Annotated in this window: 12 protein-coding genes; 7 read left to right on the forward strand and 5 right to left on the reverse strand. The window is 41.1% G+C overall.

Annotation, left to right across the window (positions count from 1 at the left end; all coding sequences use genetic code 11):
* Positions 1-334 precede the first annotated feature (334 nt).
* Positions 335-1243 (reverse strand): ribokinase, encoded by a 909-nt coding sequence (gene rbsK, locus H5202_RS12430; RefSeq protein ID WP_182772353.1) that lies wholly within the window; start codon positions 1241-1243, stop codon positions 335-337.
* Positions 1244-1296: 53 nt separating this feature from the next.
* The gene (rihA, locus tag H5202_RS12435; protein WP_182772354.1) at positions 1297-2229 is read right to left on the reverse strand and encodes a pyrimidine-specific ribonucleoside hydrolase RihA; all 933 of its coding nucleotides are present in this window, start codon (positions 2227-2229) and stop codon (positions 1297-1299) included.
* A gap of 241 nt (positions 2230-2470) precedes the next feature.
* On the opposite strand from rihA, the gene H5202_RS12440 reads away from it, so the two are divergent.
* The gene (locus H5202_RS12440) at positions 2471-2722 is read left to right on the forward strand and encodes a YkgJ family cysteine cluster protein (RefSeq protein WP_182772355.1); all 252 of its coding nucleotides are present in this window, start codon (positions 2471-2473) and stop codon (positions 2720-2722) included.
* A gap of 35 nt (positions 2723-2757) precedes the next feature.
* The gene (locus tag H5202_RS12445) at positions 2758-3213 is read left to right on the forward strand and encodes an Rrf2 family transcriptional regulator (RefSeq protein ID WP_182772356.1); all 456 of its coding nucleotides are present in this window, start codon (positions 2758-2760) and stop codon (positions 3211-3213) included.
* Here the strand turns inward: H5202_RS12445 and H5202_RS12450 are convergent.
* The 3 genes from H5202_RS12450 to gpmM all read right to left on the reverse strand — a co-directional run bounded on the left by H5202_RS12450 (position 3188) and on the right by gpmM (position 6825).
* Positions 3188-3946, reverse strand: coding sequence for a divergent polysaccharide deacetylase family protein (locus H5202_RS12450; RefSeq protein ID WP_443019404.1), 759 nt, complete (start codon positions 3944-3946; stop codon positions 3188-3190). The two genes, H5202_RS12445 and H5202_RS12450, sit on opposite strands and share 26 nt — an antisense overlap.
* 193 nt (positions 3947-4139) lie before the next feature.
* Positions 4140-5273, reverse strand: coding sequence for a peptidoglycan DD-metalloendopeptidase family protein (locus H5202_RS12455; protein ID WP_182772358.1), 1134 nt, complete (start codon positions 5271-5273; stop codon positions 4140-4142).
* A gap of 10 nt (positions 5274-5283) precedes the next feature.
* Positions 5284-6825: a 2,3-bisphosphoglycerate-independent phosphoglycerate mutase gene (gpmM, locus tag H5202_RS12460; RefSeq protein WP_182772359.1), complete on the reverse strand. Its 1542-nt coding sequence runs from the start codon at positions 6823-6825 to the stop codon at positions 5284-5286.
* 251 nt (positions 6826-7076) lie between these two features.
* On the opposite strand from gpmM, the gene H5202_RS12465 reads away from it, so the two are divergent.
* The 5 genes from H5202_RS12465 to H5202_RS12485 all read left to right on the forward strand — a co-directional run bounded on the left by H5202_RS12465 (position 7077) and on the right by H5202_RS12485 (position 11470).
* On the forward strand, positions 7077-7511 hold the full coding sequence (locus H5202_RS12465) for a rhodanese-like domain-containing protein (protein ID WP_011639425.1): 435 nt from the start codon (positions 7077-7079) through the stop codon (positions 7509-7511).
* A 208-nt stretch (positions 7512-7719) separates the two neighbouring features.
* Complete coding sequence (secB, locus tag H5202_RS12470) at positions 7720-8193, forward strand: protein-export chaperone SecB (RefSeq protein ID WP_011639424.1); 474 nt, start codon at positions 7720-7722, stop codon at positions 8191-8193.
* Between the two features lie 3 nt (positions 8194-8196).
* Positions 8197-9213, forward strand: a complete 1017-nt coding sequence (gene gpsA / locus H5202_RS12475; protein WP_182772360.1) for an NAD(P)H-dependent glycerol-3-phosphate dehydrogenase — start codon at positions 8197-8199, stop codon at positions 9211-9213.
* Positions 9214-9337: 124 nt separating this feature from the next.
* Positions 9338-10519, forward strand: a complete 1182-nt coding sequence (locus H5202_RS12480) for an aminoacetone oxidase family FAD-binding enzyme (protein WP_182772361.1) — start codon at positions 9338-9340, stop codon at positions 10517-10519.
* Between the two features lie 210 nt (positions 10520-10729).
* Positions 10730-11470 (forward strand): TnsA endonuclease N-terminal domain-containing protein, encoded by a 741-nt coding sequence (locus tag H5202_RS12485; RefSeq protein WP_259397306.1) that lies wholly within the window; start codon positions 10730-10732, stop codon positions 11468-11470.
* Positions 11471-11668 lie beyond the last annotated feature (198 nt).

Here is an 11668-nt window from a genome sequence, read left to right on the forward strand (position 1 = left end):
AATCAGCAAGTGAACTGTCATCTGGGTAGCGGGTTCATTTTTGATTGCAGACAGCGTCCGCTCCACCAAAGTAAGATGAGGCCTTTGCAGCAATGCAAAGGCCTTTTTCGTATGGAAAAATCAACACAGCAGTACAAATCAGCTGGTCCACTATGTTTATCGACAATGCTTAGCATTTATTCTACAAATGTTTTTTGTGATCTTGCATCGCTAAAGCCGGTTTGCCTCATAGGGGGGGCGGTTCATTCTTTATATTGTTAGTGGCTCGTTTTGTATGAGATAAGTAAAGTCTTCTAGGATGTAGTAATTTGCTACATATTAATTAAAGTTCAAATTAAGTTAATTCAATTCTATAAGGAATGCTGCTTTGTGCTCCGTTACGCGTGACGGTTATGGATGAGGCTTTATTGGCAAATTCGACAGCATTCTTTAAAGATTTTCCATCATCTAATGCCACCATTAACGCTCCGTTAAATGTGTCACCAGCGGCTACGGTATCTATAGCGCTGACAACAGGGGTTGGGATGTGTTGTCCTTGACCTTTCTCACTGAAATAAGCGCCTTTACTGCCTAGTGTAATTATGACGATGTTGACTCCTTGATCATGAAGATAATCTGCTGCTTTTGATGCACTTTCTTGATCTATTACTTCTATTCCGGTTAACGCGAAAGCTTCAGTTTCATTAGGGGTAATAATATCTATTAAGCATAAAATATCATGACTCAGTGTCGCAGCTGGAGCTGGATTTAGAATGGTTGTACAGCCATGTTGCTTAGCAAGTGATAATGCCTCTCGTACACTGTCTAGAGGTGTTTCTAGTTGAATCAACATATAATTAGCTTGAGTAAACAAATTCTGTTGTTGTTGAATATGCATTACCGACAAAAGGGCATTAGCGCCAGGTACAACCCCAATGCTATTTTCACCATGCTGGTTGACAAAAATCATCGCTGTTCCGGTGCTGTGATCCTTAAACTCATAACATCCGTTCAAATCGATGCCATCAGCAGCCCAAGATTTACGCATTATTGCGGCATTGCTATCGTCACCTAGCGCACTAATTAAGGACACTTTTTGTTGAGTATTACTTAATCTTGCCGCAGCTACAGCTTGGTTAGCCCCTTTCCCACCCAGTTCAAATCGATATTGTTGACTAATTAAGGTTTGCCCTGCTTTGGGTAATTCGTTGAATGTTAGGACATGGTCAGCATTGGCACTGCCGATAACTAATAATGTACTCATGTTTATCCTTAGTAGCCATACAGACTTTTGGTATCCTGCATGGCATGAGTTTGTTAGTAATCGCTTAGACGTTCTACGATAAAGTCGACAAAACCCGTTCGGTTAATATTAAATAGTACTTTTGCATTGTGCGGTTTACCGGTTAATTGATAGCGATCAACCACTGTCATTCCCTGTGTATATTCACCTTTCGTTTCAACACCCACCCAACAATCGACCGAGGTAAACAGTGATGGATTAAGTAACCATGCGATTGTGCAAGGGTCATGTAGTGGTGCCCCAGTGAATCCCCATTTAGGGTCGCGGTGATAAATCATAAAGAAGTCGAGTAGTTCCGCAACACATTGCGCGATAGGATTATTAATGGCTCTAATTCGCTCAATATCCTCATCCATAATCTGGGCTTCGTGAGTCACATCTAGTCCGCACATTACGATTGGCAAGCCAGATTTGAATACCATATCTGCTGCTTCTGGATCGACAAAAATATTAAATTCAGCAGCTGGTGTCCAATTGCCCACACCTGCAGCGCCACCCATCAGAACGATACTATCTATGTTGTGATGTAACTCAGGATGAGCTGCGAGAAACAGTGCAATATTAGTTAACGGGCCTGTTGGAACAAGGGTGACGGGTTGCTTGCTGTTACGAACCTTATCAGCCATCAATTCAATTGCAGTTTGTTGTACAGGTTCAAAAGCTGGGTCTGGTAATTTGGGACCATCCAGACCACTTTCTCCGTGTACATTGTCTGCAATGATCAATTCGCGAGCTAATGGCTTTGGGGCGCCACTTGCTACGGGGATATCATGACGACCTAAAAGTGTTAATACACGTAATGCATTGTTTAAAGTCTTGTCTGGTGTTTGGTTACCAGCACTGGTAGTGACAGCTAATACATCAAGCTTTGCTGAGCTGAGCGCTAAAATAAGTGAGATGGCATCGTCATGACCGGGATCACAGTCGAGAATAACAGGACGTTTCATAGATAATTTCCTTATTCCATTAGAGGGTATAATGTACCACTATGACTGTGGACGGCTTAATGTTTAAGAACTAAAAATGTGATCTAATATACAATCGCATATTCGATTTAGACATGTTCAAGGGTAACTTGTCTTAACTTGGCGGTTATTTGATTATTCTCGATATCAATAATGCATTAAACATGTCGTTATGAGTGCATTGTTGTAAAATACAGTGCTTTTTTATTAAGTGGAAAGGGTTATGAATTGTCGTTTGGGTTGTGGTGCCTGTTGCATTGCCCCCTCTATAACAAGTCCAATACCAGGCATGCCAAAAGGCAAACCTGCTGGGGTGCGTTGTGTTCAATTAAATGCTGATAATCTGTGTATGATATTTGGTCAGCCAGAACGTCCAGATGTATGTGCTGAATTTAGTGCGAGTATTGATGTGTGCGGCACGACAAATGAGCAAGCTTTATGGTTGATCACTGATTTGGAGTCTTTAACATGTTAATCTGCATTTATTACTTACCTTGGATATTTTAAATCATGCAATTAACCCGATATACAGATTTTGGTATTCGCATTTTGATGTATCTTGCTGTGCAATCTGAACGCGAAAGTTTGTTTAGAATTGCTGAAGTGACCAGTGTGTTTGATCTTTCTTCAAACCATGTAGCCAAGATTATCCATCAATTGGGCAAAATGGGATATTTGCAAACTGTCAGAGGCAAAAGTGGTGGCTTTAGATTAGCAAAAGCTGCTGATGAGGTGTTAATTGGGCAATTGGTACGTGATTTAGAACACTCATTATCTCCTATTGACTGTGAATCACCTTATTGCCGATTTACGCCAATATGTCGATTAAAAGGCGTGTTGGGTCAGGCGGTTTCAGCATATCTGGCTGTACTTGATCAATATACTTTAGCTGATATTGTATCCAATAAAGCTGAGATTTTATCTACTCTACCGGACTTATCTATTTCAGTGTTGCAGTTGGATTAAGTTGGCTTGATACTGCCACATTCACATCATCAAATAATTGAGATGTTGGCACTAATGTGATGCCATTATCGTTCAAACGATCTAAATTAGCGTTTAAAAATCGAATGGTTTCTGGGTAAGGATGTGCAATAACAACCAGATTACCTTGTCGTTTCGACAGCGCAATCATCTGCTGGAACTGTCTTTCAAGCGCGCGTTCACTAATGTCGTTATCTAAAAATATGTGTCTTCTTAACGATGGCACTCCAAGTTGAATTGACTTGTTGCTGGCTTTGGTATATCTAGTGGTAAAGCTATCGACAAAGAACAACTCCTGCTGTTTTAAACTCTGCATTACCCATAACATCGGTTCATCCATTTGAGTCAGTAAACTGCCCATATGGTTATTAGCCCCTTTAGCAAACGGAATGTTAGAGAACGCGCTTTGTAATTGTTGTTTTATTTGTGCCTCATTCATGTCATTAGTAAGTCCTCCTGGTCCTAAAGCTTTGCCATTTAAGGCCTGCATAGGCAGGTGTAACATAATTTCATGACCTTTATGGTAACCATCTTGCGCAAGCTTTTGTCCTAACGGAGTATGAGGTAATACCGATAAAGTGATCGAGCTTGGTAATGACAATGCGGCTTCGTCGGTTAGGCGATAACCAATATCGTCAATGATAATGGCTAATTTAGTGGCTGTAGCGGGCATGCTGCTACATAGGCATAGTAGGAGTAATAGTAGGTTTCGCACGAATTTAGCTTATCTAGTTGGGTGAGTTTATATTGTTCAATGGTGTTACATAACGGCGTGATTATAGACACAGTTATGGTCATTGATATAGTGCTAATTGCTAGGGAGGTTTACCGCTTCCTTTTGCAAGGCATCATTCGATATTGAGTAATAAGTTCAATGATTGAATATCAATTCCGTGTATTTTTAGCTGTTAACGACAATAATAGGCTGGATCGACTGCCTTACCTTTATTACGAATTTCAAAATATAGCCCCGGCTCACTTTGTCCCCCAGAACGACCAACAAGAGCAATAGACTCACCAGCTTTTACCATATCTCCAGGTTGTCTTAACAGTGTTTGGGCGTGACCATAAAGACTCATATAGCCCTTGCCATGATCAATAACTAACACCATACCAAAGCCACGTAACCAGTCAGCATAAATAACTTTTCCCGATGCGACTGCATTGATATTTTGTCCTTCTGGTGCAGCCAGCACAGTCCCTTTCCAAACAATTTGTCCTGAGCGATTACTACCAAATCGTTTACTGACTCGGCCTTTAGTTGGCCATTTTAATTTGGCTTTTTGACTGACTAACCCATCCATTGTTGGGTTGGCTTTTGCGGCAAGCATAGCTTGTTGCACGATGCGCTTTAAGCTCGCTTCCTCAATTTGCAACTGCTCCAACTCTGCACCTTTACTGGATAAGGTACGTTGTAATTGAGTTAATGTTTGTTGGCGTTGACCTTGTTCTTTGGTTAATTGCAGAGCTTGTTGTTTCTGATCTATCACTAAAGCATTGAGTTTTTGTTTTGCTGTCACTTGTTGTTGTTTAACTTTATTAAGATCAATGCTGGTTTGTTTGAGTTGTTGAATAGCTTTTATGCGGGCATTGTTGAGATATTGATAATACGCCAGCATGCGTTCAATCGTGGCCGGATTTTGCTGATTCAGCATCATCTTAGTGTAATCATGATTACCAGCCAAATAAGCGCTAGATAACTGTTTTGATAAGGTGTCTTGTTGACCCGTTTTAAGCTTGGCTAAATCAATCTGCTGTTTATCCAGGCTGTTAAGTTTGACGTTAACTTCAGCCAATGCATTTTGTGATTGATTGACTTTTTTAGCTGCTTTTGCGATTGCTTGCTCGTCGCTTTTAAGCAAGGCTATTAGCTTCTCGCGTTGCTTCGAGGTGTCTTTGAGCGAATTCTGTTGTTGATTTATTTGCGCTTGAATAGACTTCAAAGCCGACTGGCGTGAAGACAAGTCAGCACTATTTGCCGTAAATGAAAAGATTAGAAAGCCAGCAACAATGCTGGCTTTAATAAATAAACGAGTTATCACGAGTTAATGTTTACTCTTTAAGGTCAATGATACAGCGTCCACTCATTTCTTTGGGGATGCTTTGGCCCATTAAGGTTAACATAGTTGGCGCAATATCGCTCAAGCGTCCACCATCTTTTATGACGGCATCACGACCGACATAAACGAACGGCACTAAGTTACTGGTATGAGCTGTAAATGCTTGTCCGTTAGAAGGATCTTTCATTTTTTCGGCATTACCATGATCGGCAGTAATCAAGCATTCGCCATCCACTTTAGCTAACGCTTCAACGACTCTACCAATACATGCATCAACCGCCTCACAAGCTTTGACTGCAGCATCAAAATTCCCACTATGGCCGACCATATCACCATTTGGATAGTTACAAATGATCACATCATATTTTGTAGATTCTATCGCGGCGACCAATTTATCGGTTAATTCTGTCGAGCTCATTTCAGGTTGCAGATCATACGTTGCGACCTTAGGCGACTGAATTAAGATACGATCTTCCCCTTCGAATGGCTCTTCTTTTCCGCCATTGAAAAAGAAAGTCACATGGGCATACTTTTCTGTTTCCGAAATACGCAGCTGGGTCTTACCCTGGTTTTGCAGGGTTTCGCCTAAGGTATTGACTAAATCACTCGATGGATAGGCTACCGGAGCATTAATGTCTGCAGCGTAGTCAGTTAACATCACAAAATTGATTTTTGGTGTTTTATTACGTTTAAAACCGTCAAAATCTGGATTCACGAAGGTGCGAGTGATTTGACGCGCACGATCAGCGCGGAAATTCATAAATATCAGCGAATCGTTATCGTTTAATACGGCTGTTTCACCTTGAGCATCGACAATTGTAGATGCCGCAACAAACTCATCGTTTTCATCACGAGCATATGCCGCTTCAAGCGCTTCGGGTGCAGAAGCATAAGTAAACTTACCTTTAGCTTCGGTGATTAATTCGTAGGCTTGCGATACGCGATCCCAACGATTGTCACGATCCATGGCAAAGTAACGACCGATAATTGATGCTGTTCGGCCATGACCTAATGAGGCAAATAGCTCATCAAAATGAACCAAGCTATTTTTAGCGCTACGGGGTGGCGTATCACGGCCATCTAAAAAGGCATGTAAGTACACTTTTGTTGCGCCGCGCTCAACAGCCATACGGCACATAGCTTCAATGTGCTCTTCATGGCTGTGTACACCACCGGCAGACAGAAGTCCCATAATGTGCACCGCGCCATCCGCAGCAATCGCTTTGTCTACCGCGTCGCAAAGTGCAGCGTTTTGTTCAAACTCATGGTCTGCAATTGCTTTACTGATGCGGGTGAGTTCTTGATAAACAATTCGGCCAGAACCAATATTGATATGGCCAACTTCAGAGTTACCCATCTGACCATCGGGTAATCCGACGTCAATACCAGAACCTGAAATAAGACTGTGAGGGTATTGTGCATTGAGCTTATCTAAGACTGGAGTGTTGGCATGAAAAACCGCGTTATCTTGCGTGTCTTCACTGTAACCCCAACCATCAAGGATAAGTAATGCGAGTGGACGTTTTTTAGCCATTTGCAAGTACCTTATTAAGTTAAAATAGAAGTGTTATAAAATTTCAATTGTATGAATATTACTACTTATCGATAGTGTGCAAAAGGCATATAGGTTTGAAGATATAACTAAAGCAGCTGATAACGAGGCACTAGTCACGAATAACTCGGCTTAAACCGTTTATTTTAGGTGTTTCTTTAATGAAAACTGCCGAGCAAAACGATATACTCGAGGCCATCTCATCTTAGTCATCGTCAGAGAAATCAGTAATTATGCAAGAATATATGGAATTTTTTAAAGCGAACCCAATGTTAAGCTTAGCGTGGGTCGGCTTGTTTGTAGCACTTGTTGTTAGTGTCATTAAATCTGGTACATCAAAAGTGAAAAATGTCAGTCATCAAGAGCTAACACTCATGGTGAATAAGCAAGATGCCAAACTCGTTGATGTGCGTGGCAAAGAAGAATTTAAGAAAGGCCATATTGTTGATTCACTCAATGTGACCTTATCAGAAATTAAAAATAATCAAGTCACTAGCCTTGAAAAGTTTAAAACCAGCCCCATTATATTAGTATGTAACTCAGGTATGACATCAGGCCAAGCAGCTCAACTTCTTACTAAACAAGGATTTGAAAACGTGTTTAACCTTAAAGGTGGCATGGGCGAATGGCAAGGTGCTAATTTACCAGTCGTTAAAAGCAAGCGTTAATATCGTTGCTTAATGGTATTCAGTGTTAACGAATTTGGGTATGAGTTAACACGGTTTATTATCAAGATCTTGTTCGTTATCATTTATCGAGCTGGATCAACTTTACGGGATAACACTAATGTTAGATTAATTCTTTATGCATTAAGTGTGTAAGCCCAACACAATTAGCTTCACAGAAAAGCTAAATAACATTGATAGGTAGGAAATTATGGCTGAAGTAGCAAACAACGAAGCACAAGCACCACAGTTCAACATTCAGCGTATTTATACAAAGGATTTGTCTTTTGAAACGCCAAACAGCCCAGCTGTTTTCCAGAAAGAATGGAACCCAGAAGTAAAATTAGATTTAGATACTCGCAGCAACAAATTGTCTGACGACACATATGAAGTGATTTTATCACTGACAGTGACTGCTAAAAATGGCGAAGATACCGCATTTTTATGTGAAGTTCAGCAAGCGGGTATTTTCTCGATTGTTGGTTTAACTGAGCAACAACTAGCCCATTCTTTAGGTGCATATTGCCCTAACGTATTGTTCCCATATGCGCGTGAATTAGTAGGCAACTTAGTTGGCCGTGGTACTTTCCCACAACTAAATCTTGCTCCAGTGAATTTTGATGCTCTATTTGCTCAGTACGTTCAACAGCGTCAAGCTGCTGCAACTGAAGAAGCAACAGCATAATTTATGAATAACGCTGCCGAAATTACGGTATTAGGGGCGGGGTCTTATGGCACCGCCCTTGCTATTTCTTTAGCCAGCAACGGCCATAAGACATTGCTTTGGGGTCACGATCCTAAAAGCATGCAAGTGTTAGCGGAAAGCCGCAGTAATGAACGTTTTTTGCCTGGCATTCAGTTTCCAGATTGTTTATCAATCGAAGCTGATTTAGGCAAAGCCTTAGCCGCAAGCAAAAATATTTTGGTTGTTGTACCAAGCCATGTATTTGGTGACGTGCTTAAGCAAGCAAAACCATTATTGCGTGACGATGCACGTATTGTGTGGGCGACCAAGGGCTTAGAGCCTGAAACTGGCCGTTTATTACAAGATGTTGCCCGTGAGCAATTAGGTGAACATTATCCACTTGCTGTGTTATCTGGACCTACGTTTGCCAAAGAATTAGCCGCTGGTTTACCAACCGCTATTTCGGTTGCGGGTACTTGCCCACAGTTTACCCATGACTTAGTCGAATTGCTTCATAGTCCAAAACGCTTGCGTGTATACGCAAATGACGACTTTATCGGCATACAATTAGGCGGCGCGGTTAAAAACGTGATTGCCATTGGTGCCGGTATGTCCGACGGAATTGGCTTTGGTGCAAATGCACGCACCGCACTCATCACCCGTGGTTTAGTTGAACTGAGCCGTTTAGGTGAAGCTATCGGAGCCGATGCATCAACCTTCATGGGTATGGCGGGTTTAGGTGACTTGGTATTAACTTGTACCGATAATCAGTCGCGTAATCGTCGTTTTGGTTTGGCTTTAGGTCAAGGCAAAGACGTGATGACCGCGCAAGAAGAAATCGGTCAAGTAGTCGAAGGTTACCGAAACACTAAAGAAGTGTTTACCTTAGCCAAACGCCTAGGAGTAGAAATGCCGATCACCGAGCAAATTTACCAAGTATTATACCAAGGTAAATCACCGGTTGAAGCAGCGAAAGAGTTACTCAGTCGAGACAAAAAATCTGAAACACTGAAAAAATAGTGCAACAAAGCGGCTAAGTTAACCGTGAGTAGATACCAAAAAGGATGCTAAAATAGCATCCTTTTTTGCATTTAATATTTATCAATTAAATACAAAACAACCCATTTAACGTGTGGAGTAAAACGTGAAACATCATGACGTAATTATTATCGGCGCCGGCGCGGCAGGATTAATGTGTGCTGCAACCGCGGGCTATCGAGGTCGTGATGTATTGGTGCTGGACAATGCCAAACAAGCTGGCAAAAAAATTCTTATCAGTGGTGGCGGACGTTGTAACTTTACCAACCAAAAAGTTGAGCCGCACCAGTTTATTTGTGGCAATCCACACTTTGTCAAATCGGCATTGGCTCGCTATCGTTCAAGCGATTTTATTGAGTTAGTTGAACGCCATGGTATTGAGTACCATGAGCGCGAGCATGGGCAGTTATTCTGTAATGACTCAGCCAAAGAAATCGTCACCATGTTAATGACTGAATGCGAATGGGCCGGCGTTAAGGTAAAGCTGCGTACTCAAATGCTATCTGTTACTAAAACAGATACAGGCTTCAATTTAACTACCTCAAATGGCGACTTTAGCTGCGAGTCGTTAGTCATAGCGACTGGCGGTTTGTCCATGCCTAAATTAGGTGCTACACCTTATGGTTATAAGCTGGCAGAACAATTTGGTTTAACGGTGTTATCAACCAGTGCTGGCCTGGTTCCGTTTACGTGGCATGCCGAACAAAAAGTGCGCTTTGAACCGTTATCGGGTATTGCTGTGCCGACAACCATTACTGCCCAAGATGGTACTCAATTTAGCGAAGCGTTATTGTTTACTCATCGAGGTCTATCAGGCCCAGCAGTACTGCAAATTTCTAATTACTGGCAGCCAGGTGAAGCTATTTCTATCAATTTATTACCGGGTGAAAACGCGTTAGATAAAATTGAATTTGCACTTAAACATCATCCAAAGCAAAGCCTACGCAATACCTTAAGCCAGTGGTTACCTAAACGTTTGGTCGAAACATTATTTGACGAGTCTCAACTGGATAAAGCATTAAACCAACTCGGCCACGGCGAGCGAGAAAAACTAGCTAACGACTTAAACGACTGGTCTATTACCATGAATGGCACCGAAGGTTACCGCACCGCAGAAGTCACTTTAGGTGGCGTTGACACCAATGAATTGTCATCAAAAACCATGGAAGCCAAAAACGTTCCTGGGCTGTACTTTATTGGTGAGGTTATGGACGTAAGTGGCTGGTTAGGAGGGTTTAATTTTCAGTGGGCTTGGAGCTCTGGTGTCGCTGCAGGATTGGCAGTTTAGTTGTTTTGGCACAATAAAGTTTGTACACAAGCAATAAAGTTTGTACATAAGTTCATTTTGGAATAATAAAGTCTGTACACTAAGCTATAATTCACTTTATCAAATGCTATGGAGTGAATTAACTTGGGACGGTTTAGGAAGCTAGAGAATCTTAAAGATTATCAGCGAGCATTAAAGAATAATTATGGCTTAGGTGAAGGTGATGCGTACATGCCTTGGTTGCGTGTACAAGATGTTAATTCTGCCGGAAATAGCGGTAAAATCGATGGAATCAAATCTAACCGAGTTCACCACACATTATCAGAGCAAGAATCATGCTTTTTTTACCTAGCAGAGTTTTGTGATCCTGTTATTGATATTCGTGAGCAATTTCCCCTTCTCCCACTCGACCTCTCGGTCAAAATAGCAAAGACACTAGATGTCGATCATCCGATAATCCCAATGACAAAAGAAAAATGTTTCAATGTGATGACGACTGATTTTCTTTTAACTCTGACTGACGGCACTAAAACTTGGTATGAGGCGATAAGTGTTAAGCCTGCTGATGATCTAAAAGATAAACGTACAGCTGAAAAGCTCGATATTGAGAGGGTTTGGTGGCAGCTACAAGGTATTGCATTTCATATATTTTCAATGACAGAGCAGACTCAAATCCAATCTCGAAATATTCAATGGTTCACTTCACCGTATCGACAAGGGAGTAATTTTCAAAATGACACAATTGAAAAAGCTAAGTCTATTGTTAAATTAGGAACTAATTTAATTGAAGATTTATGTAATGACTTTATTCGTGAACTGAATGTTGAACATGATGACGCCTTAGTTTTATTGAAGGTTTTGCTAGCGACAAAGCAAGTTTGTGTAGACCTTAATAAGCCTATAGCTGAAAGTGGAATTTTGCAGGTTGTAAAGGTGGCGAGGCAAGTTGGAGAGCAGCAAAATGCAAGTTGAATTAAATAGTGTTTGGGTTTTTGAGGACGTTGGTGAGATTCAAGATGGAACTTACCGAGTTTTAAGTCATTACTGTAATGGTCTAATGAAACTGTAGAGATTTATAGCTTAAAATAAGCAAAATCTTAAAGGTATTTATCATGATTAGAAAAACGAAAATTACTGTCAGCCCTCTTCAAAAATTAGAATATGCCAAGC

Origin of the sequence: Shewanella sp. SG41-4, assembly GCF_014164505.1 — a bacterium.
Classification (GTDB): Bacteria; Pseudomonadota; Gammaproteobacteria; order Enterobacterales; family Shewanellaceae; genus Shewanella.